At 61.4% G+C, this 24,774-nt stretch carries 23 protein-coding genes; 19 read left to right on the top strand and 4 right to left on the bottom strand.

All coding sequences use genetic code 11. The annotated features are described in order from the left end of the window. Nucleotides 1–87: 87 nt before the first annotated feature. The 11 genes from dusB (at nt 88) to LXM96_RS18270 (ending at nt 12,244) form a co-directional block, all read left to right on the top strand. Nucleotides 88–1,026: a tRNA dihydrouridine synthase DusB gene (gene dusB / locus LXM96_RS18220; protein ID WP_239999987.1), complete on the top strand. Its 939-nt coding sequence runs from the start codon at nt 88–90 to the stop codon at nt 1,024–1,026. Further along, complete coding sequence (locus LXM96_RS18225) at nt 1,023–2,168, top strand: two-component system sensor histidine kinase NtrB (RefSeq protein WP_239999988.1); 1,146 nt, start codon at nt 1,023–1,025, stop codon at nt 2,166–2,168. Before dusB ends, LXM96_RS18225 begins: the two co-directional genes overlap by 4 nt. Further along, nucleotides 2,165–3,616 (top strand): nitrogen regulation protein NR(I), encoded by a 1,452-nt coding sequence (gene ntrC / locus LXM96_RS18230; protein ID WP_239999989.1) that lies wholly within the window; start codon nt 2,165–2,167, stop codon nt 3,614–3,616. Before LXM96_RS18225 ends, ntrC begins: the two co-directional genes overlap by 4 nt. A gap of 118 nt (nt 3,617–3,734) precedes the next feature. After that, nucleotides 3,735–3,980 (top strand): hypothetical protein, encoded by a 246-nt coding sequence (locus LXM96_RS18235; protein ID WP_239999990.1) that lies wholly within the window; start codon nt 3,735–3,737, stop codon nt 3,978–3,980. 134 nt (nt 3,981–4,114) lie between these two features. Beyond that, nucleotides 4,115–4,429, top strand: a complete 315-nt coding sequence (locus LXM96_RS18240; RefSeq protein WP_239999991.1) for a hypothetical protein — start codon at nt 4,115–4,117, stop codon at nt 4,427–4,429. Between the two features lie 286 nt (nt 4,430–4,715). Beyond that, the gene (locus LXM96_RS18245) at nt 4,716–6,989 is read left to right on the top strand and encodes a sensor histidine kinase NtrY-like (RefSeq protein WP_239999992.1); all 2,274 of its coding nucleotides are present in this window, start codon (nt 4,716–4,718) and stop codon (nt 6,987–6,989) included. After that, nucleotides 6,979–8,343 carry a nitrogen assimilation response regulator NtrX gene (gene ntrX / locus LXM96_RS18250; protein ID WP_239999993.1) on the top strand — a complete coding sequence of 455 codons (1,365 nt, stop codon included), beginning with the start codon at nt 6,979–6,981 and terminating at the stop codon, nt 8,341–8,343. Before LXM96_RS18245 ends, ntrX begins: the two co-directional genes overlap by 11 nt. Nucleotides 8,344–8,391: 48 nt before the next feature. Next, complete coding sequence (trkA, locus tag LXM96_RS18255) at nt 8,392–9,768, top strand: Trk system potassium transporter TrkA (RefSeq protein WP_239999994.1); 1,377 nt, start codon at nt 8,392–8,394, stop codon at nt 9,766–9,768. A gap of 209 nt (nt 9,769–9,977) precedes the next feature. Beyond that, nucleotides 9,978–10,220 (top strand): RNA chaperone Hfq, encoded by a 243-nt coding sequence (gene hfq, locus LXM96_RS18260; RefSeq protein WP_029620765.1) that lies wholly within the window; start codon nt 9,978–9,980, stop codon nt 10,218–10,220. Between the two features lie 42 nt (nt 10,221–10,262). Beyond that, a complete protein-coding gene (gene hflX, locus LXM96_RS18265) occupies nt 10,263–11,636 on the top strand; it encodes a GTPase HflX (RefSeq protein ID WP_239999995.1) in 1,374 nt (457 codons plus the stop codon). A 20-nt stretch (nt 11,637–11,656) separates the two neighbouring features. Continuing rightward, the gene (locus tag LXM96_RS18270; RefSeq protein ID WP_239999996.1) at nt 11,657–12,244 is read left to right on the top strand and encodes a YdeI/OmpD-associated family protein; all 588 of its coding nucleotides are present in this window, start codon (nt 11,657–11,659) and stop codon (nt 12,242–12,244) included. 32 nt (nt 12,245–12,276) lie between these two features. On the opposite strand, the gene LXM96_RS18275 is transcribed toward LXM96_RS18270, so the two are convergent. Beyond that, entirely contained in the window at nt 12,277–13,026 is a 750-nt protein-coding gene (locus tag LXM96_RS18275) for an SDR family oxidoreductase (RefSeq protein WP_239999997.1), read from the bottom strand. Nucleotides 13,027–13,120: 94 nt separating this feature from the next. On the opposite strand from LXM96_RS18275, the gene LXM96_RS18280 reads away from it, so the two are divergent. Beyond that, a complete protein-coding gene (locus LXM96_RS18280) occupies nt 13,121–14,047 on the top strand; it encodes an AraC family transcriptional regulator (protein WP_239999998.1) in 927 nt (308 codons plus the stop codon). A 4-nt stretch (nt 14,048–14,051) separates the two neighbouring features. Here the strand turns inward: LXM96_RS18280 and mazG are convergent, their stop codons facing one another. Together mazG and LXM96_RS18290 are read right to left on the bottom strand one after the other, a co-directional pair. Continuing rightward, nucleotides 14,052–14,876 (bottom strand): nucleoside triphosphate pyrophosphohydrolase, encoded by an 825-nt coding sequence (mazG, locus tag LXM96_RS18285; RefSeq protein ID WP_239999999.1) that lies wholly within the window; start codon nt 14,874–14,876, stop codon nt 14,052–14,054. A 21-nt stretch (nt 14,877–14,897) separates the two neighbouring features. Then, a complete protein-coding gene (locus LXM96_RS18290; protein ID WP_240000000.1) occupies nt 14,898–15,485 on the bottom strand; it encodes a deaminase in 588 nt (195 codons plus the stop codon). A gap of 324 nt (nt 15,486–15,809) precedes the next feature. Here LXM96_RS18290 and cysG point away from each other — a divergent pair, with 324 nt between their 5' ends. The 5 genes from cysG to LXM96_RS18315 all read left to right on the top strand — a co-directional run bounded on the left by cysG (nt 15,810) and on the right by LXM96_RS18315 (nt 20,733). Further along, nucleotides 15,810–17,246, top strand: coding sequence for a siroheme synthase CysG (gene cysG / locus LXM96_RS18295; RefSeq protein ID WP_394801994.1), 1,437 nt, complete (start codon nt 15,810–15,812; stop codon nt 17,244–17,246). Further along, entirely contained in the window at nt 17,246–17,560 is a 315-nt protein-coding gene (locus LXM96_RS18300) for a DUF2849 domain-containing protein (RefSeq protein WP_240000015.1), read from the top strand. The genes cysG and LXM96_RS18300 overlap by 1 nt, the downstream gene beginning before the upstream one ends. A gap of 9 nt (nt 17,561–17,569) precedes the next feature. Beyond that, nucleotides 17,570–19,240, top strand: a complete 1,671-nt coding sequence (locus tag LXM96_RS18305; protein ID WP_240000001.1) for a nitrite/sulfite reductase — start codon at nt 17,570–17,572, stop codon at nt 19,238–19,240. 11 nt (nt 19,241–19,251) lie between these two features. Then, nucleotides 19,252–19,761: a DUF934 domain-containing protein gene (locus LXM96_RS18310; protein WP_240000016.1), complete on the top strand. Its 510-nt coding sequence runs from the start codon at nt 19,252–19,254 to the stop codon at nt 19,759–19,761. Between the two features lie 135 nt (nt 19,762–19,896). Next, on the top strand, nt 19,897–20,733 hold the full coding sequence (locus LXM96_RS18315) for a ferredoxin--NADP reductase (protein ID WP_240000002.1): 837 nt from the start codon (nt 19,897–19,899) through the stop codon (nt 20,731–20,733). A gap of 205 nt (nt 20,734–20,938) precedes the next feature. Here the strand turns inward: LXM96_RS18315 and LXM96_RS18320 are convergent, their stop codons facing one another. After that, nucleotides 20,939–21,373, bottom strand: a complete 435-nt coding sequence (locus LXM96_RS18320) for a hypothetical protein (protein ID WP_240000003.1) — start codon at nt 21,371–21,373, stop codon at nt 20,939–20,941. A 787-nt stretch (nt 21,374–22,160) separates the two neighbouring features. Between LXM96_RS18320 and LXM96_RS18325 the strand changes: the two genes are divergently transcribed. Continuing rightward, nucleotides 22,161–23,111, top strand: coding sequence for a DNA-methyltransferase (locus LXM96_RS18325; RefSeq protein WP_394801998.1), 951 nt, complete (start codon nt 22,161–22,163; stop codon nt 23,109–23,111). A 14-nt stretch (nt 23,112–23,125) separates the two neighbouring features. Further along, entirely contained in the window at nt 23,126–24,718 is a 1,593-nt protein-coding gene (locus LXM96_RS18330; RefSeq protein WP_240000004.1) for a DGQHR domain-containing protein, read from the top strand. The last annotated feature ends 56 nt before the right edge of the window (nt 24,719–24,774 follow it).

The raw sequence follows: 24,774 nt of genomic DNA on the forward strand, positions 1-24,774 counted from the left end.
AATTTTACGTGCCCGAAAGATCGTCATTTGCCTGTTCCGCATCTCGCCGACCCATTCAGCATCGGTCCGGTCACCATCAGAAACAGAATGGTCCTGGCGCCGATGTCCGGAGTGACCGATCTGCCGTTCCGCGAACTCGCCTGGAAATGGGGTGCAGGTCTTGTCGTAACCGAAATGATCGCAAGCCGCGAGCTCGCGATGAGCCGCGGCGAATCCTGGGCGCGGCTCAAGCGGGCGGGGCTGGGGCCGCACATGGTTCAGCTCGCCGGTCGTGAGCCACACTGGATGGCTGAGGCAGCGCGGATCGCCGCCGACAACGGTGCGGATATCATCGACATCAACATGGGCTGCCCAGCCAAGAAGGTCACCGGCGGCTATTCTGGCTCCGCGCTGATGCGCGACCCCGACCTTGCGCTTTCCTTGATCGAGGCGACGGTAACGGCGGTGGACGTCCCGGTAACGCTGAAGATGCGCCTCGGCTGGGACGAGAATTCGATCAACGCGCCGGAGATCGCGCGGCGGGCGCAAGATGCTGGCATCCAGCTCGTAACGATCCACGGCCGCACCCGCATGCAGTTCTATGAGGGCAGGGCGGACTGGAGCGCGATCCGCCAGGTCCGCGAGACGATCTCGGTTCCCCTGATCGCCAACGGCGACGTGCAGTCCGAAGTGGACGCATGCGAAATCCTGGAGCGCTCCGGTGCCGACGCGGTGATGCTCGGCCGCGGCGCGCAGGGCAGGCCATGGCATGTCGGCGCGATCGCGGGACATCCCGCGCCGTCGCGGGACATGCAGCTTGATATCGCCATCGAGCATTACGAAGCGATGCTTGGCTTCTATGGCCGGGAGGCCGGGCTGCGGCACGCCCGCAAGCACCTGGGCTGGTATCTTGATCGTCTCGCTCCGGATGTTTCGGGCGAGGACAAGGCGGCCATCTTTCGATCGGTCGATCCGCAGGACGTCATACGCCGGATGATGCAGGCACTCGGCGCGGCGCGCGATGCTCCCGAAAGGAAGGCGGCATGAGCAACACTCAGTCGGCAGCCGGGGATGCACTCGCGCTTGCAGTCCTGAACTCTGTTCAGAACCCGGTGATCCTTGTCGATCCGCTCGGTCACGTTGCCTTTGCCAATTGGGAGGCTGAATCCTTCTTCGGCGCTAGTGCCGCGCAGCTTGCCCGCCACGAGATCGCCACGCTGATCCCCTTCGGCAGCCCGCTTCTCGCGCTGATCGATCAAGTCCGGGAGCGCAAGGCACCAGTGAACGAATACCGCGTCGACCTGTCCTCACCGCGTCTTGGGCAGGACAAGCTCGTCGACCTCTATGTCGCACCTGTCACGAGCGAGCCAGGCTCCGTGGTCGTCGTCTTCCAGGAGCGCTCCATGGCCGACAAGATCGACCGGCAGCTGACGCACCGCGCCGCCGCCCGCTCGGTGACGGGGCTCGCCTCCATGCTGGCGCACGAGATCAAGAACCCGCTTTCGGGCATTCGCGGTGCAGCACAGCTTCTGGAAACCTCGGTCCCGGATGAGGATCGCGCCCTGACGCGCCTGATCTGCGACGAGACGGACCGGATCGTCTCCCTCGTCGATCGCATGGAGGTCTTTTCCGACGAGCGCCCCGTCGACCGTCAGCCGATCAACATCCATTCGGTCCTCGATCATGTGAAGGCGATCGCCAAGGCGGGCTTTGGCCGCAACATCAGGATCTCGGAGAACTACGACCCGTCGCTGCCGCCCGTCCATGCGAATCGCGACCAGTTGGTGCAGGTCTTCCTCAACCTGGTGAAGAACGCCGCCGAAGCGATTGCCGACCAGCCCGATGGCGAAATCATGCTGACGACCGCCTATCGCCCCGGCATACGCTTGTCGGTCGCGGGCTCGCGCGAAAAGATCTCGCTGCCGCTGGAATTCTGCGTCATCGACAACGGACCCGGCGTGCCGGCCGATCTGCTGCCCAATCTCTTCGACCCCTTCATCACCACCAAGACCAACGGGTCCGGGCTCGGACTGGCACTGGTCGCCAAGATCATCGGTGCCCATGGCGGCATTGTCGAATGTGACAGCCAGAACCGCCGCACGATCTTCCGTGTCCTTATGCCGATGCACAAGGAGGCGCCCGCGGTCGAACCCGGTGCTGTCCATACCATCACAGGAAAAGCCAAATGACTGCCACGATCCTTGTCGCCGACGACGACGCGGCCATCCGCACTGTGCTGAACCAGGCGCTCACCCGCGCCGGCTACGACGTCCGCATCACCTCCAATGCCGCTACCCTGTGGCGCTGGGTGTCGGCGGGCGAGGGGGATCTCGTGGTCACTGACGTGGTGATGCCGGACGAGAACGCCTTCGATCTTCTGCCCCGCATCAAGAAGGCGCGTCCCGACCTGCCGGTCCTGGTCATGAGCGCCCAAAACACCTTTATGACCGCCATCAAGGCATCGGAGAAAGGCGCCTACGACTATCTCCCGAAGCCATTCGATCTGACCGAGCTGATCGCAATCATCGGGCGCGCGCTCGCCGAACCGAAGAAGAAGTCCGCCCGCCTCGACGACGATACGCAGGACGGCATGCCGCTCGTCGGTCGCTCCGCCGCCATGCAGGAAATCTACCGCGTACTTGCCCGCCTGATGCAGACGGACCTGACGCTGATGATCACCGGCGAGTCCGGCACCGGCAAGGAACTCGTCGCCCGGGCGCTGCACGATTACGGCAAGCGCCGCAACGGTCCCTTCGTCGCCATCAATATGGCTGCCATCCCGCGGGACCTGATCGAGTCGGAGCTTTTCGGACACGAGAAGGGTGCCTTCACCGGTGCGCAGTCCCGCTCCACCGGTCGTTTCGAACAGGCGGAGGGTGGCACGCTTTTCCTCGACGAGATCGGCGACATGCCTATGGACGCCCAGACGCGGCTTCTGCGCGTCTTGCAGCAGGGTGAATACACCACCGTTGGCGGACGTACCCCCATCCGCACCGATGTCCGCATCGTCGCTGCGACCAACAAGGACCTGAAGCAGCTCATCAATCAGGGCCTCTTCCGCGAGGATCTCTATTACCGCCTCAACGTCGTGCCGCTGCGCCTGCCGCCGCTGCGCGACCGTGCCGAAGACATTCCGGATCTCGTCCGCCACTTCACGCAGATGGGCGAGAAAGAAGGTCTCGACGTCAAGCGTTTCGACACGGAAGCGCTGGACGCAATGAAGGCCTATGCCTGGCCGGGCAACGTCCGCGAGCTGGAAAACCTCATGCGCCGCCTGATGGCGCTGTACCCGCAGGAAGTCATCACCCGAGAGATCGTCGAGGCGGAGCTCCGCACCGACACGCCCGACAGCCCGATCGACAAGATGACGCCGCGCAACGGGTCGCTCACGATCGCCCAGGCGGTGGAGGAGAACATGCGCAGCTATTTCTCCGGTTTCGGGGAGGGTCTTCCGCCGTCCGGGCTCTACGATCGCGTGCTGCGCGAGATGGAGTATCCGCTGATACTCGCTGCTCTCACGGCGACTCGCGGCAACCAGATCAAGGCAGCCGATCTTCTGGGCCTCAACCGCAACACCTTGCGCAAGAAGATCCGCGAACTTGGCGTCTCCGTCTACCGCAGTTCCAGAACCGCCTGAAGACACCCTCGCTCCATAATTCTCTTGGCAGCAGCACGTCAGTAGCACCGGCATTCCGTGCAGTGCGCGAGGAACATCTTCTGCTTCCTGCAGTTCTTTCTCCAAAGGAGTAAGGAAGGTGCCAAGCAAGCCTCGCCGTTACGGCGCGAAAGACACCGCTACGGAATACGAGGAACAGGAGAGACCGGGATCGCGCAGCAGCCGTTCTCTATCGCTCTGGGCGCTCCTTGGGCTCGGCGTCTTCCTTGCTGCAATCTTCATCTGGGGGGCGCTGAGGCCGCCCGGCGGAACGGATCCTGCTCCCAACGGTGCTCCGGCTACAGGGATCGTGCGCCAACCTGCTCCTTCCAACAACAATCCCTGAACCAGGCCCGTGCGATCACCGTCGCGGCAAACAGGCTTCGCCCGGCGTCCTACTGTGCAACCGCCGAGACGCTCGATTGAGCCGACGGAACCAACCGTGGTGATCGGCTTTGATGAGGATGAAAGGAGAAACCAATGTCCGATGAGAGCGCAAGAACGATCAACGGTCGATTTGCCACCCGCGAAGCCGCCGATCGCGCGATCGAGCACCTCACACAGGAGCACGGGATCAACCGAGGGGACGTCTTCGTTCAAGCGATTGGCTCGAGAAATACCTCCGGCGCAACGCCCTCCGGCGGCGATGCGCCCTCCCGTGATAGCGAAACCATACGCGCCGATGCACCCACAGAGGGGGAGCTCGAGGTTTCGGCGGATGTGAGGGAGCAGGATCTTCCTGCCGCACGGCGGGCCTTCGAAGAAGCCGGCGCAGTACACGTCACGGTTTCCTGACGTCCTCGGCGGCTCGTCTGGACGTCCGGGAGTTCATGCTGCCCGCGGCGATTGGGTCGTGGCTATACCTGTAAGTGGCAGATGGCCTCGAGATCCTCAGCTACACCTCGCAAGGGCTCTGGTATGGTCGCCCTCGTGGGGATCGGCGCCTTGACAGCAGACGCGGGAACGTTGCATTTTCGCCACAAAGCGTTGCTTAACCGCAACGCAGCTGCAGCGGCGAATCCTGCTGAATTCAGCTTTGGACCGACCGGCGCAGGATCCCAGGCGCGTGAGGAGTGATGCAATGATCGAGGGCGTACTTTCGCCCGCCGCCGAGGACGAGTCCGAGGGATTCGTGCAGGATCGGCGCGCCTCATTCGCTCTGCCGGGATTGCTGCTCGCCGGTGGCGCTCTCCTCTGCGCCATCCTGACTTTGTTCGTGCTCGTCGGTCTGACACCCGTCGCTCCGACGACGGAAGTCGTCATAGCCTCGGCAATCCTCAACGGCGTCTTCGTTGTTGGCCTGATGTATCTGATCGGGCGCGAGGTCGCGCGTCTGTCTCGCGCCCGCAGGCGCGGTCGGGCGGCGGCGCGCCTTCACATCCGCATCGTTGTCCTCTTCTCAATGGTGGCGATCACGCCCGCGGTTCTGGTGGCTATCTTTGCCAGCATCACATTGAGCGCGGGGCTCGATCGATGGTTTTCCATCCGCACCCAGTCCATCGTCAGGTCCTCCACTGACGTTGCTCAAGCCTACATGATGGAAAACGCCAGTTATCTCCAAGGCCAGACCGTCTCCATGGCCAATGATCTCGAACGCAATCGGGCCATGTTCTATCTGGATCGGACCGGTTTCGTCGAGATGATGACGCGTCAGGCGAGGGGCCGCGGCATGCTTGGCGCCTTTTTGGTGCAGGAAGATGGTTCGGCTATCGCGCAGGCCGACATTGCAACGGAACGCCCGCTGCCGGCGATCCCTCAGGACGCCCTGCAGAAGGCGGCGGCTGGTCAACCCACTCTGATCCCACCAGGGGTGACGAACCTCGTGGGGGCAATCATCAAGCTGGACGGGATTCCGGGCTCCTTTCTTTATACGATACGCGCCGTCGATCCGAAGGTCATGAGCGCCATGAGGCTCATGGAAGACAACACGGCTGAATACCAGGCAATGCAGGCCGGTCGGATGTCGCTTCAGGTGGCTTTTGCCATCCTCTATCTCGGCTTCGCCCTGATCGTGCTGCTTGCTGCCATCTGGACTGCGATCGCGGTCGCAGATCGTATCGTCCGGCCGATACGGTTGCTGATCAGTGCCGCCGATAGCGTTGCTCAGGGCGACCTGAACGTCGTCGTTCCGGTTCGGACGGCGGACGGTGACGTCGGCAACCTGTCGCGCACCTTCAACAAGATGATCTCCGAAATCCGCAGCCAGCGGGACGAGATCCTCGAGGCGAAGGACGAGGTGGACGACCGCAGACGCTTCATCGAGGCGGTCCTCTCGGGTGTCACGGCCGCCGTCATCGGGGTCGAGGACGATCGCCACATCACCATCGTCAACCCGTCGGCCGAGGCCTTTCTGGGGCTGCAGGCTGAACGGCTGATGGGACGTAAGCTTTCCGACGTGGTCCCGGAGATCGACCAGGTCCTGTCGGAGGCGGCTTCCCGTGCGCGCAATGACTTCCGCAAGCAGGTAAACCTCATGCGCGGCGGCAAGGAACGTGCGCTGAGCGTTCAGGTGACCCGGGAGGAGCAGAGTTCTTCTCGCGATTCCTACGTCATAACGCTCGACGACATTACGGATCTGGTTATCGCGCAACGGTCCACGGCCTGGGCGGATGTGGCGCGGCGAATCGCTCACGAGATAAAGAACCCGCTGACTCCGATCCAGCTCTCGGCTGAACGCCTTAAGCGCCGTTACGGCAAGCAGATCGCCGACGATGATCGCGCGGTCTTCGACCAGTGTACGGACACCATCGTCCGCCAGGTTGGCGATATCGGCCGCATGGTGGACGAGTTTTCTTCCTTCGCTCGCATGCCAAAGCCCGCCAAGGAGGAGGCAGATCTTCGCGACATCCTGCGGGATGCGGTCTTTCTGCGCGAAATGGGCACCACGCATGTCGAGTTCATCCGGGAGCTTGGCGAAACGCCGCTTACGGGCATGTTCGATGCCCGTATGCTCGGCCAGGCTTTTGGCAATCTCGTCAAGAACGCGGTGGAGGCGATAGAGTCGGTGCCGGGTGACCAGGAGCGAGACGGACGAAAGGTTTGGGTCCGGGCCCAACTTGATTCAAGCCGTGACACCTTCGTCGTCGACATCATTGACAATGGCAGCGGTCTACCCGCCGAGAACCGCCATCGGATACTCGAGCCCTATATGACCATGAGGGAAAAGGGTACCGGACTGGGATTGGCGATCGTCAAGAAGATCATTGAAGAGCATGGGGGGCAGCTTGAACTGCATGATGCGCCTTCCGAATTCGATCAAGGCCGCGGCGCCATGATCAGGGTGCTGCTACCGCACGTGGTGTCGGTCGGCGGTGCCGAAACTGGAACCGACAAGGAATTCGCATATGGCGTCTGATATTCTGGTCGTTGACGACGAAGCTGACATCCGGGAGATCGTCTCCGGCATCCTCTCCGATGAAGGACATGAGACCCGAACCGCCCACGACAGCGACAGTGCGCTGGCCGCGATCTCCGACCGCGTCCCGCGCCTCGTCTTCCTGGATATCTGGATGCAGGGCTCGAAGCTGGACGGCCTGGCGCTGCTGGACGAGATCAAGAGCCGCCATCCCGACCTGCCCGTGGTGATGATTTCGGGCCACGGAAACGTCGAGACGGCTGTGTCCGCGATCAAACGTGGAGCTTTCGACTTCATCGAAAAACCGTTCAAGGCGGACCGTCTGATACTGATCGCGGAGCGGGCGCTGGAAAATTCCAATCTCAAGCGCGAAGTGAGTGAACTGAAGAAGCGCACAGGGGATGCGGTCGAACTCGTCGGCACCTCCGTGGCGGTTTCTCAACTGCGCCAAACGATCGACAAGGTGGCGCCCACCAACAGCCGCATCATGATTCTCGGCCCCTCGGGCTCCGGCAAGGAGTTGGTGGCGCGCATGGTCCACAAGAAGTCCGCCCGTGCCAATGGTCCCTTTGTCGCACTGAACGCGGCGACCATCACGCCTGAGCGGATGGAGATTGCCCTTTTTGGCACGGAAGGCGGGCCGGGCCAGCCGCGCAAGATTGGCGCTCTCGAAGAAGCTCACCGTGGTATTCTCTATCTCGATGAGGTCGGCGAGATGCCGCGGGAGACTCAGAACAAGATCCTGCGCGTCCTGGTCGACCAGCAGTTCGAGCGCGTCGGCGGATCCAAGCGTGTTAAGGTCGATGTTCGCATCATCTCTTCGACGGCCTACAACCTGGAGAGCCTGATTGCCGAAGGCATCTTCCGCGAGGATCTCTACCATCGTCTCGCGGTCGTGCCGATCAAGGTGCCGGCACTTGCAGAACGGCGCGAGGACATTCCATTCCTCGTCGACATGTTCATGCGACAGATCTCTGAACAGGCGGGCATCCGACCCCGCAGGATCGGTGAGGATGCCATGGCGGTGCTGCAGGCGCATGACTGGCCTGGCAACATTCGCCAGCTGCGCAACAACATCGAGCGGCTGATGATCCTAGCCCGTACGGACGGGCCTGATACGGCGATCTCCGCGGACATGCTGCCCACCGACCTTGGGGACATGCTTCCGAAGGTTTCGTCCAACGGCAATCATCACATCATGACGCTGCCCTTGCGCGAAGCCCGGGAAATGTTTGAGCGAGACTATCTGATGGCGCAGATCAACCGCTTTGGAGGGAATATCTCGCGCACGGCGGAATTCGTCGGTATGGAACGCTCGGCGCTTCACCGTAAACTGAAGTCGCTCGGCGTATAACGTCGATCACCTTCCCCTTCCGGCCGTCAAGCCGATGAAAGAGCAGCCATGAAAGTCATCATATGCGGTGCAGGGCAGGTCGGCTACGGTATCGCCGAGCGCCTTTCGCAAGAGGATAACGACGTCTCGGTGATCGACACGTCTGCGTCGTTGGTCAACGCCATCACCGAGACTCTCGATGTCCGCGGATATGTCGGACACGGGGCACATCCGGATGTGCTGGCCAAGGCTGGGGCAGAGCAGGCGGATATGATCATCGCGGTCACCCTCTATGACGAGGTGAACATCGTCGCCTGCGAGGTTGCCCATGCCGCCTTCAACGTGCCGACAAAGATTGCCCGCATCCGTGCGCAGAGCTATCTGCAGCCGGAGTATTCCGACCTGTTCAGCCGCCAGAACATCTCCATCGATGTGACGATTTCCCCGGAGATCGAGGTGGGCAAGATGGTGCTGCGACGCATTTCCTTCCCCGGGGCGACCGATATCGTTCGTTTCGCCGAGGACTCCATTGCCATGGTTGCGATCGAGTGCATGGAAGATTGCCCTGTTCTCAACACGCCGCTGCAGCAGTTGAGCGATCTCTTCCCCGACCTGATGGCGACCGTTGTAGGAATTTTCCGCGGTGGCCGCCTGTCGATCGCCCATTCCAGCGATCAACTGCATGCAGGCGACCTTGCCTATGTCATCTGCCAGCGCGAGCACGTTCGCCGCACGCTCGGCCTCTTTGGCCATGAGGAGCAGGAAGCACGGCGGATCATCATTGCCGGCGGCGGCAACATTGGCCATTACGTCGCGCGCACGATCGAACAACTGCAGCCGAAAACCCGCCTGAAGATTATCGAGACCGATCGCGAGAAGGCGGCGGCGGTATCGGAGCAATTGCGTCATACGGTCGTCCTGCACGGTTCGGCGCTCGACCAGAACATTCTGCAGCAGGCAGATGTTCAGGATGCAGACCTGATGGTGACGCTGACCAACAGCGACCAGATCAACATCCTCGGCGCCGTCATGGCGAAATCGCTCGGCTGCAAATCCAACCTCGTGCTGGTCAACAGCTCGTCCCTCAACAACGTCACGAAGACGGTTGGCATCGACGCGCAGATCAATCCGCGCGCCGTGACGATCTCTCGCGTTCTCCAGCACGTGCGCAAGGGGCGCATTCGCTCCGTCTACGCCGTCCAGCAGGGTTCTGCGGAAGTGATTGAGGCCGAGGCGCTGGAAACCTCGCCGCTCGTCGGCAAGCCTTTCCGCGAGCTCGATCTGCCCGACGGCATCCGCATCGGCGCGATCTACCGCGACGGTAAGGTGATCCGGCCGAGCGGTGACACCAAGATCAAGGCAAAGGACCGCGTCGTGCTGTTTTCGACCGCCGAAGCGGTCAAGAATGTTGAGCAGATGTTCCGCGTTTCCATTCAGTACTTCTAGCGCAAGGAGATCCACTCCGGCTTCGGAGGAGGATCTCGTCGCCCGGCGGGCGCCGCCGGGAGGGCGCCTTTTTGCACATTGCGGAATACACGCCGATTTGATAACGAGGATTTTGGGGGAGGGAAGCAACGAGGGCGCTTCCCGGTCATCTCTGACAGCGTGATCATGATCCGGCGCCTCACGCCGGCAATATAGAAAGAAGCGGCGCTATGGCGGAACGTTCTCAGAACCTGCAAGACTTATTTCTCAACACGGTTCGCAAGCAAAAGATTTCTTTGACTATTTTCCTGATCAACGGCGTGAAGCTGACGGGGGTCGTAACCTCCTTCGACAATTTCTGTGTGCTTCTGCGCCGTGACGGCCATTCCCAACTCGTGTATAAGCACGCGATCTCGACCATCATGCCGGGCCAGCCGATGCAGATGTTCGAGAGCGAGGAAACTGCCGCTTAAGGACAATTCGAGATTACAAATCGCGACACTTCGAATGAATCGATGATCCCGGAAACCGAGCGTCGGCGGGACGACATGCGCGCCCTGGTGATCGTACCGGTGCTCAAGCAGAACCGGGCAGGGCGTTCGGCCGTCACAGATGCCGCCGCACCGGTTGCTCACCGCTCCGACGAGGCTCGGCTCGAGGAGGCGACGGGCCTTGCCCGCGCCATTGACCTCACCATCGCGCAGGGGCTGATCGTCACTGTCGCGCAGCCGAAGCCGGCGACCCTGATGGGCAGTGGCAAGATCGAGGAGATCAAGGCTCTGCTCGATGAGCATGATGCCGGCTTGGTCATCATAGACCATCCGCTCACGCCTGTGCAGCAGCGCAACCTTGAGAAGGAATGGAACGCCAAGGTCATTGACCGGACGGGCCTCATCCTGGAAATCTTCGGCCGACGTGCGTCCACAAAGGAAGGTACGCTGCAGGTCGATCTGGCGCATCTGAACTACCAGAAGGGCCGCCTGGTCCGCTCCTGGACCCACCTTGAACGTCAGCGCGGTGGCGCAGGCTTTATGGGGGGGCCCGGTGAAACCCAGATCGAGGCCGACCGCCGGCTCTTGCAGGAGCGCATCGTCAAGCTGGAGCGCGAGCTCGAGCAGGTGGTCCGCACCCGCCAATTGCACCGCGCCAAGCGCCGCAAGGTGCCGCATCCGATCGTGGCGCTCGTCGGCTATACCAACGCCGGCAAGTCGACGCTCTTCAACCGCATCACCGGCGCGGGTGTCCTGGCGGAAAACATGCTGTTTGCGACGCTCGACCCGACGCTGCGCCGCATGAAGCTGCCGCACGGCCGCACGGTGATCCTCTCTGATACCGTCGGCTTCATCTCTGACCTGCCGACGCACCTCGTCGCCGCCTTCCGCGCCACGCTCGAAGAGGTGCTCGAAGCCGACCTGATCCTGCACGTGCGCGACATGTCGGACCCCGACAACGGCGCCCAGTCGGCCGACGTCTTGCGCATCCTCTCCGATCTCGGGATCGACGAGAAGGAGCGCGAGGAGCGCATCATCGAGGTATGGAACAAGATCGACCGCCTGGCGCCCGAGCAGCATGATGCGCTGGCCGAGCGGGCAGCATCCAGCCGCAACGTCATGGCGCTTTCAGCCGTCACGGGCGAGGGCGTTGAGCAGTTGATGGACGAGATCGCCAAGCGCCTTTCGGGCGTGTTGACCGAGGCCACCATCACCATACCCGCGGATAAGCTGGCGCTGGTGTCATGGATCTATGAGAACGCCATCGTCGATCAGCGGGAAGACCTCGAGGATGGATCCGTCGAGCTCGACGTGAGGCTTTCCGAAAGCCAGGCGGCAGAGCTGGAGCGCAAGCTCGGCAACGGCACCAGGCCGGAAAAGGAAAACTGGGAGCGGTAGCGGGGTCGGAGGAGGCGGGGATGCAGCACGACAGTGACAAGATCGACGCATTCTTCTCCGAGCCAGGGCCATGGCAGGCGGAACTCGGGGAACTTCGCCGCATCCTGCTGGATTGCGGCTTGGCGGAAGAGTTCAAGTGGAGCTCTCCCTGCTACACCGTCCAAGGCGGCAATGTCGCGCTGCTCTGGGGCTTCAAGGACAGCGCTACGCTCGGCTTCTTCAAGGGTGTTCTCCTGAAGGATCCAGAGGGGCTTCTCGTGGCTCCCGGTGAAAATTCCCGCTCCTCCCGCGTCATGCGCTTTACCGCCCTCGAGCAGATCATCGGAGCCGAGACGGCCATCCGCGACTGCATCCGTGAGGCGGTCGAGCTGGAGAGGGCGGGTGCCAAGGTTGACCTGCCCAAGGACGATCTCGCTTACCCGGAGGAACTGATCACGGCACTTGACGAAGATCCCGACCTTCAAGGCGCTTTCGAGGCGCTGACGCCCGGCCGCCGACGGGGCTACGTCCTTCACTTCTCCCAACCGAAGCAGCCGGCGACGCGCCGGTCGCGCATCGCCAGGAGCCGCGACCGGATCCTGGCCGGCAAGGGAATGCACGACCGATAGGGGAGGCAGAACCGTTCCCGTCCAAGGATGCCTTATCCAGAAAGTGCCACTGCATCTGCGCCGGCTGGGATACGCAAGGGCGACGATGGATCGGTCGCCGCCTGCCACACCGCCGCAACCACATCGGCCGGGTGAGTGACCTTCGCGTCCGCCTGCTGTTCCCGTGCGTCGAAGATGCCTCTGACGAAATCCGCGTACGGAGTCGGAAATCCGCCCTGGCCCTGCAACCGGCTGCGCGCGGTGTCGCCGAAGCTGGTCTCCGGCGCACGTCCCGGAAGGACCAGCCGCACCCTCACGCCGAGTGGCTCAAGCTCGAGCGCGGCCGACTCGGTGAAAGCGTTCACGGCCGCCTTGCTGGCAGTATAGGCCGATAGGAGCGGCAGCGGCTTCAGCGTCACGGCGGAGGTGACGTTGACGATGACGCCGTCTCGGCGCTCGCGAAACTGAGGCAGCACAGCCTGCATCATCGCCAACGTGCCGAAGGTGTTCGTTTCAAAGATGTCGCGGACGGTCTCCATCGACGTCCCTTCCACGGCGTTCATCCAGCCGATGCCCGCATTGTTCACCAGAACGTCGATTGGACCGGCACCTTCGACCGCTACGCGGATGCTTTCGGGATCGCACACGTCGAGCGCCAGAACCCGAAGGCGATCGGAGGAGGGGAGGACGCCGTCTCGGGGTGCGCGCATCGTTGCGACCACGCGCCAGTCCTGTTCGAGGAAGAACTTCGCGACCTCGAGGCCAAAGCCGGACGAGCAGCCGGTAATAAGTGCCGTTTTCATATCTGTCTCCATGTTCTTGCGTCATGGATTATGGATCTTCAGCGGGAGATTCTCTATAATGAGAAGTCTCGTAAACGTTATCAGGAGTATCGTTTTGGCAGATCCTCTCGCCCAGGTGGTGCAAGTCCTTGCTCCCGCCGCTCCGTTGTCGAAAGTCGTCAGCGGCTCGGGCTCCTGGCGCGTCGATCGCCTCGAATGCGGCGAGCCCTTCTACTGTGTGGTGCTGGAGGGGAGCGCGCGCTTGTCGGTCCAAGGTCGCAGGCCCATCATCTTGCAGAAGGGAGACTTCGTCTTGATCCCTGCTGCCTTCGCCTTCAGCATGGCAAGCGTGGCCGAGCCCGAGGAGAACGACGAGGCGCAGTGGACCATCACCATGCTCGAAGGAGAAACGCGCCATGGCAATCCGCAAGGTCCTGCGGATGTCCGCATGCTGATCGGCCATTTTATCTTCGGCTCGCCCGACAGCGAGCTGTTCGTCTCGCTCTTGCCACAGCTATTGCACATCCGTGGAGAGAAGCGGCTGTCGATGCTGGTCCAGCTGATCACCGAGGAAGCGCGGACGGGCCGGCCGGCGCGCGAGATGATCCTCGAACGGCTACTCGAGGTGCTGCTCATGGAAGCACTGCGGTCGTCCGCCGCGGAAGCTGCACCGCACGGGCTTGTGCGGGCACTTGCGGATCCGCGGCTGGGGCTCGCGATCCATCGTCTGCACCAGGACCCGGCCAAGCCCTGGACCGTCGAGCAGATGGCTGAGGAGGCCGCTCTCTCTCGCTCCGCCTTTTTCAACCGGTTCCGGCAGAAGGTCGGCGTGGCGCCGATGGAATACCTGACCTCTTGGCGCATGGCGCTTGCAAAGAACCTGCTGCAGTCAGGGCAGGCAGGGTTACAGGAGATTGCCGAACGCATCGGTTACGGCTCCGCCAGCGCCTTCAGTACCGCCTTCACGCGGCTGGTCGGGATGCCGCCATCGCGGTATGCCGAGCATGCGGCTTCCCGCCGTAATCCCTCCGCCGCCGCTTGAGCGGCTACCGCTCCATTGCCTTCGCCGCCTGCCAGAGCTCCTCCATCTGCTCCAGTGTCGCCGCCTCAAGCGTCTCGCCTGATTTCTGAAGTTCCGTCTCGATGTGCCTGAACCGACTCCGAAACTTTGTGTTCGTGCCGCGCAGCGCATCCTCCGGATCGGCGTCGATATGGCGGCCGATGTTGACGAGGGCAAAGATGAGGTCGCCGAGTTCATCCTTTACCTTGTCCTTCTGTCCGCCGCGCAAGGCCTCGCGCAATTCGCCGATCTCCTCCTCGATCTTGTCGAGGATCGGTGCGGCCTCCGACCAGTCGAAACCGACCTTGGCGGCCCTCTGCTGCAGCTTCAGCGCCTCCGTCAGCGCCGGCTGGCTGCGCTGCACGCTGCCGAGGAAGCCTGCCTTGAAGTCTTCGGTATTGCCGCGCCGCGCCCGTCGCTCTGCACGCTCTCGCTTTTCTTCCGCCTTGATCTCGTCCCACTGCGTCTTGACGGCTTTGGGGCTGTCGGCATCGGAGATGGCGAAGACATGGGGGTGGCGGCGGATCATCTTGCGGGTCACGGCGTGGACGACGTCTCCGAAGGAGAATTCGCCCGCCTCCTCAGCCATCTGTGCGTGATACACAACCTGTAGCAGGAGGTCTCCCAACTCCTCGCAAAGATCATCCATGTCGTTGCGCTCGATCGCATCGGCGACCTCATAGGCCTCCTCGATCGTGTAGGGCTTGATCGTCTCAAAGGTCTGCACGATGTCCCAGGGGCAGCCGGCTTTCGGGTCGCGCAATGCCGCCATGATCTCGATCAGCCGCGAAATGTCTCTGGACGCTTCCATGTCTTGTTCCTGTCGTGCACCTTAGCGAAGCGGAATTGAGTTGTCGGCTTTACCCACCTGATAGCTTAGGGAAAGCCTGTCATAGGCCGCGCGGATGCGGGCAGATTGCTCCAGCAGAGCGGTTCGCAGCGGTTCCCCCTCGGCTTCGATCAGATCGGCTATGGCGTGGGAGTGCCAGAAGGCATTCTGCCGGTGGTACCCGCCCGGCTCAAGGCCAAAGACCTCCTTGAGGATTTTCAGATCGTGCGGGATGGCGAATGCGTCGCGCGAATCCTCGTGGCTGAAGAAGTAGTAGAAGTTGTCGAAGCCCGCCCAGGTGATCGCCGACATGCACATGGTGCACGGTTCGTGTGTGGACAGGAAAATCAGCTCCCTCGCGTCAGGCTTTTCCCCAAGCTCGTAGAAGCGCTTCAGCGTGTGCACCTCGCCGTGCCATAGCGGGTTTTCAAGCTCGTTGTTAGTCTCCGCAACCACCAGCGACAGGTCCGCCTTCCTCAGGATTGCCGCTCCGAAGACCTTATTGCCCGCAGCCACACCACGTTCCGTCAGCGGAAGAATAGTCGTCTCGATGACCTCGAGGAGGCGAAGCGGTTGAGCTGGTGAGGTCACGGGCCGATTCCTTTGTTGTTTTATGCACCCTATTCGCAGGCGCTTTGGCAATGAAGTGCCAAGTTGCAAGATGCTGCCTCTCGCTCGGGCTGGCGTGAGAAGAGCGTTCCACACCCCCCAGGTATGTCGGCCTTTGCGGCGACCTGCCCGGGAATGGTCCAGCATTTGCATGGCATTCGTGGCCCAGGATGGCTACAGTCCCTTTTGCTCCTAGGGCGATGAACTTGGAAACAGAAATGCCCATCCACCGACCGAGCGGGATTTCCGTTTCTTCAACGAACGCGGCCATTCTGCGATAAGAAAGGTATGATTATGGAGTCTTCCGTGAGCCAAACTCGGCGACTGTCCGCATTTCCCGCTTTCTTCAAAGTCAGCGATCGTATGGTCGCGGTGTTTGGAAACGGCGCAGAAGCTTACGCCAAGGTGCGCCTGCTGCGGAATACGGATGCACGCATTGTCGCCTTCAGCGACAGGCCGGAGGCGGACTATAGAGACTTCCTCGCGACGGAGAGCATCGAGACTGTCTCGACTCCCTTCACAGCCCACCAGGTTGAGGGTGCGGTGCTCGTCTTCGCAGCCACCGGCGATTCGGCGCAGGACCAGGCGATCGTCGCGGCCGCACGCGCCGCACGCATTCCGGCCAATGCCGTCGATCAACCGGACTACTGCGACTTTCTGACCCCTGCACTGGTCAACCGCGCGCCCGTTGCCGTTGCGATCGGCACGGAAGGCGCTGGTCCGGTCCTGGCGCAGATGATCCGCGCTCGGGTAGACCAGATGCTGGCGCCTTCGCTCGGCCGTCTGGCGTCGCTTGCCGACGACTACCGCCACGCCGTGGATCGGCTCGTGCCCAAGGGTGTCTCGCGCCGCGTCTTCTGGCGCCGCTTCTTCATGGGCCCCGTCGCTGACAGCGTCGAGGCGGGCGACTTGTCTGCCGCCCGTCGCGCAGCCAAGAGATTGTTTTCCAGCTCCGGCAGGGCCGAAGGCCATGTCTGGCTGGTCGGCGCCGGACCCGGCGCGGAAGACCTTCTGACGCTGCGCGCGCAGCGCGTGCTGATGGAAGCCGACGTCATCGTCTACGATGCGCTGGTGCCGCAGGCGATCGTGGACATGGGGCGTCGTGACGCTGAGCGCCTGTCGGTCGGCAAGCGCAAGAACTGTCACTCCAAGTCTCAGAGTGAGATCAACTGCTTGCTGGTGCGGCTGGGGCAGGAAGGCAAGCGCGTGGTCCGCCTGAAATCGGGCGACCCGCTGGTCTACGGCCGGGCAGGCGAGGAAATGGCGGCGCTGCGCGAAGCTGGCATCTCCTATGAGATCGTGCCTGGCATCACCTCGGCCTTTGCCGCCGCCGCCGATTTCGATCTGCCGCTGACGCTGCGTGGTGTCGCCTCCTCGCTCATCTTTACGACCGGCCACGACCTCACCGGCGACGTACTGCCAGACTGGGCAAGGCTTGCCATCTCCGGCGCGACGGTCGCCGTTTACATGGGTCGTACGGTCGCGGCCTCCGTGGCCGGCAGGCTGATGGAAGCCGGGCTTTCGCCGGACACTACGGTGGCCGTGGTGGAAAATGCGAGCCGCTCCGACCGCCGACTCTTTCATGGCATCCTCCGCGAACTGCCTGATCTGGAGGGGCGCGAGGACCTCGCAGGTCCCGTGATGGTGATCATCGGCGAGGCTGTCGCCGGCGCAAATTTCGAACGATCCGAGCCGCTTTCCGCAAGGATGGCCGTGGTTCGGCAAGGAATGGGAACCGAATGATGAGTGACAAGGTGTTGACCGCCAACCGGCTGAGCGACGGCATTGCCGTGTGGCTGGACGCCAACGGCCAGTGGGTGGAGAGCCTGCAGGACGCTCTCGCTGCCCGCCACGCCGAGGCCGTTGCCTCCTTGGAAGCGATCGGCAAACGAGACTTCGCCGCCAACCGGGTTGTTGACGTCAACGTCATCGATGTCGCTGAGGTGGACGGAAAGCTGTGGCCAACGCGCCTGCGCGAGCGCATTCGCGCTGCCGGCCCGACCATGGAATATGCCGCCGGCTACCACCCCGCCGACGCCGCCTTTATCGCAGTCTGAGGAAGTCTCATGTACCGCTATGACGAATTCGACCATGCCTTCGTGTCGAGCCGCGTGGAGCAGTTCCGCGATCAGGTCGGCCGCCGCTTGTCGGGCGAACTTGCGGAAGATGCCTTCAAGCCACTAAGGCTAATGAACGGGGTCTATCTGCAACTGCATGCCTATATGCTGCGCGTCGCCATCCCCTATGGGACGCTGAACGCACGGCAGATGCGCATGCTGGCCCATATCGCGCGCAAATACGACCGCGGCTATGGGCATTTCACCACGCGCCAGAACATCCAGTACAACTGGCCGAAGCTCTCCGACACGCCGGACATCCTGGCGGAGCTTGCAACAGTCGAGATGCACGCGCTGCAGACTTCGGGCAACTGCATCCGCAACGTCACCGCCGACCACTTCGCTGGTGCGGCTGCCGACGAGGTGGCCGACCCGCGGCCCTATGCGGAAATCCTGCGCCAGTGGTCCTCCGTTCATCCGGAATTCTCCTTCCTGCCGCGCAAGTTCAAGATTGCCGTGACCGGCGCCGAGCGCGACCGGGCCGCGATCCAGGTTCACGACATCGGGCTGCACCTGAAGAAGAGCGCCGAGGGCAAGCTTGGCTTTGCCGTCTATGTCGGCGGCGGGCAGGGGCGCACGCCGCTGGTGGCCAAGAAGATCCGCGACTTCCTGCCGGAAGAAGATCTTTTGACCTACACCACCGCGATCATGCGCGTGTACAACCTCCACGGCCGCCGCGACAACAAGTTCAAGGCTCGCATCAAGATTCTGGTTCACGAGACGGGGATCGAGGAGCTGACCCGCCAGGTGGAGGAAGAGTTCTCGCACCTCAAGGGCACCGAGCTGACGCTGCCTCAGGCCGATATCGATGCGATCACCCGGTATTTCGCGTTGCCGGCCCTGCCGGAGCGGCCGGAAGGCTGGGCGCAGCTCGCCGGCTGGAAGAAGCAGGACGCCGAGTTTGCCCGGTGGGTGGACCAGAACGTCCAGCCGCACAAGCACCCGGACTACGGCATGGTGACGATTTCGCTCAAACCCATCGGCGGCATTCCGGGGGATGCCAGCCACGAGCAGATGGATGCGATTGCCGATATCGCCGAGGAATACGCCTTCGACGAGATCCGCATCAGCCATGAGCAGAACGTCATCCTGCCGCATGTGGCGCTGGCGGACCTCGAGCCGGTCTACCGCGCCCTTGTTGCCCAGGGACTGGCGACGGCCAATGCCGGGCTGATCACCGACATCATCGCCTGTCCCGGCCTCGACTATTGCGCGCTGGCCAATGCGCGGTCGATTCCGGTGGCGCAGGAGATTTCGACCCGCTTCGGATCACCGGAGCGGCAGGCCGAGATCGGCGAGCTGAAGATCAAGATCTCCGGCTGCATCAACGCCTGCGGCCATCACCACGTGGGCCACATCGGGCTGCTCGGCGTCGAGAAGAAGGGCGCGGAGCTCTACCAGATCACGCTCGGCGGTTCGGGCGACGAGAACACCTCGATCGGCGAGATCATCGGCCGCGGCTTCGAGCCGGCCAAGGTGACCGATGCGGTGGAGACCATCGTCGACACCTATCTCGGGCTTCGTCTTTCCAAGGACGAGACCTTCCTCGAAGCCTATCGCCGCGTCGGGCCGCAGCCGTTCAAGGATGCGCTCTACGGTTCGACGGCGGAAGCGGCTTGAGGGGGCGGATGATGACAAGGATCTGGAAGGAAACCGGCTTCGTCGAAATCGACCCCTGGGTGGTCGAGACCGAAGAGAACCCCGCGACGGGCGAACAGAAACCGCTGCTGGCCCTCGACCAGCTGATCGAGAAGGCGGAGGCGAGCAACGACGTCGGCCTCGGCGCGCTGATCAGGCCCGCCGACGACGTGCGGCGGCTCCAGCCTTATCTCGACCGGCTGGCGATCGTCGCGGTCGAATTTCCCGCCTTCAACGACGGCCGGGCATTTTCGCATGCCTCGCTGCTGCGGGAACGGCTGGGTTATCAAAATGAGCTGCGGGCCGTGGGCGACGTGCTGATCGACCAGATCCCGCTGATGCTGCGGGTCGGGATCGACAGCTTTGCCGTGACCAACGAGACGGCGCTGCGACGGCTGGCGGAAGGCCGGCTGCCGGCCATTCCCGTCCACTATCAGCCCGCCGCGCGACCGGCAGCGGATGCCCCCGGCTACAGCTGGCGCCGCCGCTCCGCCGGTGCCTGACCGGTTGAAAGCGGACTCTCCCGCACATATTTTCCGGGCACCACGCGGCATATGCACGCGCATACCTTCAAATGCCGGGGCGGATGGTATATCTCGCTCCGGCAGGATTTCAGACCCAAGCGAAACGGACGCCGCATGAACGCTCCAGCCAAGACGGAAGACTTCGTTGCCCCCGGGGCGCAGACCAAGCCGGCCGTGCCGGACAATGTCTATGCCGAGACGGTGCTGGCGGTGGAGCACTTTACCGAGCACCTGTTCCGCTTCCGCATGACGCGCCCGGCCGGCTTCCGCTTCCGCTCCGGCGAATTCGCCATGATCGGCCTGATGGTCGGCGACAAGCCCATCTACCGCGCCTATTCGATCGCCAGTCCCGCCTGGGACGAGGAACTGGAATTCTTCTCCATCAAGGTGCCGGACGGGCCGCTCACCTCGCACCTGCAGAAGATCAAGCCCGGCGACACGGTGCTGATGCGCAAGAAGCCGACCGGCACGCTGGTGCTCGATGCGCTCACGCCGGCCAAGCGCCTCTACATGTTCTCCACCGGTACCGGCATCGCGCCGTTCGCGAGCCTGATCCGCGATCCGGAGACCTACGAGAAGTTCGACGAGGTGATCCTCACCCATACCTGCCGCGAGGTGGCGGAGCTGAAATACGGCTTCGACCTGATGGAGGAGATCCGCAACCACGAGTTCCTGGCCGAGCTCGTGGGGGACAAGCTCAAGCACTACCCGACGGTGACCCGCGACCCGTCTTTCCCGCAGCAGGGCCGCATCACCGACCTGATCGAGAGCGGCAAGCTGTTCACCGATCTCGGCGTGCCGCCGCTCGATCCGGCGACCGACCGCGGCATGATCTGCGGCTCCACGGCGATGCTGAAGGACACCAAACTGCTGCTCGAAAAGGCCGGCCTCACCGAGGGCGCCAACAATAAGCCCGCCGAATTCGTCATCGAACGGGCGTTTGTGGGGTGAGGCGCGTCCGGGCGCAACGCGCCCGGCAAAACGCTCCAGTGGAGCGTTTTGAGCACCGAACGCCCTGAGCCCAAAGCGAAGGGCCGGGGGCGCCGCGTCATCCTCGGCCTCCTGCCGCACCGAACGCCCGGAGCGCAAGCGCAGGGCCGGGGGGGGCGGCGCGTCACACACGACCCCCTGCGACGCCTGCTGGAATCGCAGCGCCTCATCCTCTCCCCCCTGCCAACCCGTCTTTCCCCGACGTCCGCTCCTTGTCGAACTGCGCCAGCAGCTTCTCCCGCGTCCGCCACGCCGCATCCCATTTCTCGCTCCGCCACCGATGGGAGTGGGTTCGGGCAATTGCGATTCCCAGGTCGTCCGCCGCCCGTCGCGGGCCTTCGAGCGTCTCGAACCAATGCGGGTCCGTGCCGAGAAAATGCCAGGCGGCATTGGCCTCATGATAGACGGTGTCGAAGATCCGGCGCTGCTCGGCCGTCAGGTTCCTCATGCAGCAGCGCTCGCCGGTGGAGCGGAAGCACCAGAGGCAGCGGTTCTTGCGGCGGCACGCGCGGCGCCGGCAGACCAGGTGCGGCAAGGCCAGCGCCTCGGCGGTGCGGGCGGCGAGTTGGGCATCGTAGGCAGGTGGCTTTGCATCGGACATGGTAACCCCTTGGCGATCCTCGGTTTTCGCTTCGCTCTCCCGAGGAGGACGAAGCAGGTGTTGGACGGGGCGCTGAAAGCTGCCTCGTAATTTAGTTTATGTGGCACCTCTCAGCGCCCCGCTCGGCGGTTTCTGCCCGCGACTCCGGTCTCTCTGCAAAGGTCGAATGGGGAGGTGTTTGACCGCCGGTTTCCCGGGTTCCGAGGCTTATCGCCCCGGCATCTCGTCGGACTTGACGGTCCGGCGACACCATCCTCATCGACCCCCCTGTGTGCCGCATAGGCACGCCCGGCGCGCTCTTTCGGGCATCAGAAGCAGGTGGCCGGTCCGGAACCATCTGCTTCCCCCGTGTCGCCGGAGGGAGACCATTTTCCGCGAACCCCGATGATGAAGGTTCACGTCGTCCCTTCACCACCAGCGCCGGCCCCGCCTCGCCAGGACGCCTCCTGGTGTATCCGCGGCGGGACAGGGGAAGTATGGGCACAGGTTTGGGGGAGGTGAATGTGGAGGGGGTTAAGTGGTTAATATTTGGTGGGTGGGGGTGCGGTTTTTGGGGGCGTAGGCGGCTGTTGGTCCGGCTGAGGTATTTTTGAGAGCGTTCGTGAGGTACCGATAGTCGACCTAGACGTTATGTGCAGCTAGCGAGTGGGCTAGACGAATCGAAGTCCAAGCGCTACGCAATGCCATCGGAAGTTGAACTCATGAACCAGTATGTCTCACCTCTTCTAATAGATCCGATCGTAACGGGAGATGCGCTAGAGCATCTATCGCTTGTCGCTGACGGCACATCGATCTCGCAGTAACGTCACCTCCTTACAACATTGGCAAACGATATGAGAAGGCTGACCGCTTCTCTGAGGTCGAGTATCGAAGGTTCATGGAGGCGATAGTTGAGGTCTTGAAGCAGAAGCTCCAGCGGACGGGGAGCGTTTGTTGGCAAGTAGGCAACCAAGTGCGGGACAATGAAATTTTCCCGCTGGATTATCTGGCTTACCAGGTATTCTTCAAGCAAGGCTTCAAGCTTAGAAACCGGATAATTTGGCGTTTCAATTTCGGGTTAAACAATACGGCTCGCTTCTCGGGTCGTTACGAGACTGTTTTGTGGTTCACGCGCGGCGACAACTACAAATTTAATTTAGATCCCGTCAGGATTCCCCAGTTGTATCCGGGTAAGCGACATGCTGCTCGGAAAGCGAGCAAGGCGGGCACTCCAAGCGGAAATCCTCTCGGGAAGAACCCGTCGGATTTTTGGGAGTTTCGGCCGGTTGAGGCCTTCGAGATAAATACTGTATGGGAAATCCCTAATGTGAAAGCTGCGCATCCGGAGAAGACAATGCATCCATGCCAGTTCCCGGTCGAACTAGTGGAGCGTTGTGTGCTCGCACTGACGGATACGGGCGATCTAGTGGTTGATCCATTTGTGGGGGTCGGGGCGTCGGTTATCGCTGCCGAAAAGCATGGGCGCAGAGCACTGGGTATCGAGCGCGATCTCAATTACGCCATGCTTGCGCGAGAGCGCCTTCGGCAGTTTAGGCAAGGGGAGTTGACGCTACGTCCGCTGGGAAAGCCTGTAACTAAGCCTAACGTAAATCAAAAGGTGGCGCACTGCCTGTGGAGTGGGGGCATGGCAAGACGCAAGGGGAGTAAGGGTACAAAGAAGCTGAGCAAGGAAGAACTCGCGGATCGCAGACGGAAGGCCGCACATAAACGGCTAGTCCGGAACGCATCAGCGAGATAGGCTTTCGACGCAACTTGGATTTTGCGGATAAAGAATTCACCTACGAAGGCACTACTTCCGATTTCGATGATATATTTGTTTGGGAAAATGTCATTGTCCTCGTCGAATACACAACGAAGCGCAATGGACACTCGGAGCACCTCAAGAAGAAGCATTTTCTCTACGACAAGATCGTGAGCGATACGTCGAAGTTTGCCACCTTCCTGAGCAGTAAGTCCGAGGATTTTACTAAGTCTTCTGCCTCAAAATATCACGTGTCGAAGCTGCAGTTCCGGATCATATATTGTACTACCACCGATCCTGACGAAGATCTCAAAAAGCAGATCAATTACGTCAAGTTCTATGATTACCCTACCGCAATGTACTTCAAGGCGTTGACCTCATCGATTAAGAAGTCAGCTCGCTCTGAGATGCTTGATTTTCTGGACGTCGAATTTGAGGATGCAGGAGAAAATTGTCATACTACTTCTGGCGTGTCCCGAGACCCTTTCAAAGGGTCACTTCTCCCTGAATCGCATTCAAACCTTGGTTCCGAATATAAAGTCGTATCGTTCTACATAAGTCCAGAAGCTCTGCTAGAGCGAGCTTACGTTCTACGCAAAGAGGGCTGGAGAGACTCCGAGTGGCTCTACCAGAGGCTTATATCGCAAAGCAAGATAGATAGTATTAGGAGCTATCTAAACAGTAAGGGGCGGGTATTCCTGAACAACATCATTGTGACCTTGCCGTCATCGTGCAGGCTGGTTGATGAGTATGACAAGACTATCGATAGTTCCGGTCTTCATAAGACGGTTCCTGCCACCATACAGATCCCAAAGAAATTCAATACCATCGGCCTCATTGACGGTCAGCATCGTGTTTTCTCATATCATGAGGGCGGTAGGTACGATGACAAGATCGGGCCGCTAAGAAAGCGACTCAATCTATTGGTGACGGGCATCATCTATCCCGACGAGATAAGTGAGCAGGACCGGGTAAAGTTTGAGGCGGAGATCTTCCTTGAGATCAACTCCAATCAAACTGGCGCTAAATCCGACCTCAAACACGCCATTTCTAGCATAATCACGCCGTACGACCCCACATCTATCGCGAAGAGGGTGCTCACGCGCCTTAATCGCTCTGGCGCTGCTGCTGACATCTTTGTCAAGTACTTCTATGACAAGACCCGGTTGAAGACGACGACTGTGATAAGCTACGGAGTGCGGCACCTCGTCAATTTGACAGCTGATGGTCCTCTCTTCTCTCGATGGAATCATCCTGAGAAGCAAAAGCTGTTGGAGTCGGGGAAGTCAGCAGAGCTTCTTGATCAATATGTTGAGTACTGCTTCCACGAGATCCGGCGGTGGCTGGATCGTGTGAAAGCTAATTCGGCCCCAGATCAATGGCAGATAAAAACCAAAGACGGGTCAGGGGTGCTCAACACTACAACTATCATTGGCTTCCTCAATTATTTCAGAATAGCGCTGTCGAAGGGCATTGAGATGAACGAAAGTTCGTACGATAAAATTTTAGTTGGCATTAGTACCTTTCAGTACGGAGACTACAAATCCAGTCAGTACGCAGCTATGGCCCGGAAAATGAATGACCTGTACTATCCCAACGAATAGCGTTTGAGCTGATCGGCTATGGCTTGGGCGGCTACGAAAACCATGGTAAGATTTGT

The sequence above is a fragment of the Rhizobium halophilum genome (assembly GCF_021648825.1).
In the GTDB taxonomy this organism is placed as follows: domain Bacteria; phylum Pseudomonadota; class Alphaproteobacteria; order Rhizobiales; family Rhizobiaceae; genus Neorhizobium; species Neorhizobium halophilum.

Coding starts and splice junctions, on each gene's coding strand:
- dusB (WP_239999987.1), top strand. CDS start 88: ATGGTCCTGGCGCCGATGTCCGGAGTGACCGATCTGCCGTTCCGCGAA.
- LXM96_RS18225 (WP_239999988.1), top strand. CDS start 1,023: ATGAGCAACACTCAGTCGGCAGCCGGGGATGCACTCGCGCTTGCAGTC.
- ntrC (WP_239999989.1), top strand. CDS start 2,165: ATGACTGCCACGATCCTTGTCGCCGACGACGACGCGGCCATCCGCACT.
- LXM96_RS18240 (WP_239999991.1), top strand. CDS start 4,115: ATGTCCGATGAGAGCGCAAGAACGATCAACGGTCGATTTGCCACCCGC.
- LXM96_RS18245 (WP_239999992.1), top strand. CDS start 4,716: ATGATCGAGGGCGTACTTTCGCCCGCCGCCGAGGACGAGTCCGAGGGA.
- ntrX (WP_239999993.1), top strand. CDS start 6,979: ATGGCGTCTGATATTCTGGTCGTTGACGACGAAGCTGACATCCGGGAG.
- trkA (WP_239999994.1), top strand. CDS start 8,392: ATGAAAGTCATCATATGCGGTGCAGGGCAGGTCGGCTACGGTATCGCC.
- hfq (WP_029620765.1), top strand. CDS start 9,978: ATGGCGGAACGTTCTCAGAACCTGCAAGACTTATTTCTCAACACGGTT.
- hflX (WP_239999995.1), top strand. CDS start 10,263: ATGATCCCGGAAACCGAGCGTCGGCGGGACGACATGCGCGCCCTGGTG.
- LXM96_RS18270 (WP_239999996.1), top strand. CDS start 11,657: ATGCAGCACGACAGTGACAAGATCGACGCATTCTTCTCCGAGCCAGGG.
- LXM96_RS18275 (WP_239999997.1), bottom strand. CDS start 13,026: ATGAAAACGGCACTTATTACCGGCTGCTCGTCCGGCTTTGGCCTCGAG.
- mazG (WP_239999999.1), bottom strand. CDS start 14,876: ATGGAAGCGTCCAGAGACATTTCGCGGCTGATCGAGATCATGGCGGCA.
- LXM96_RS18300 (WP_240000015.1), top strand. CDS start 17,246: ATGAGTGACAAGGTGTTGACCGCCAACCGGCTGAGCGACGGCATTGCC.
- LXM96_RS18305 (WP_240000001.1), top strand. CDS start 17,570: ATGTACCGCTATGACGAATTCGACCATGCCTTCGTGTCGAGCCGCGTG.
- LXM96_RS18310 (WP_240000016.1), top strand. CDS start 19,252: ATGACAAGGATCTGGAAGGAAACCGGCTTCGTCGAAATCGACCCCTGG.
- LXM96_RS18315 (WP_240000002.1), top strand. CDS start 19,897: ATGAACGCTCCAGCCAAGACGGAAGACTTCGTTGCCCCCGGGGCGCAG.
- LXM96_RS18320 (WP_240000003.1), bottom strand. CDS start 21,373: ATGTCCGATGCAAAGCCACCTGCCTACGATGCCCAACTCGCCGCCCGC.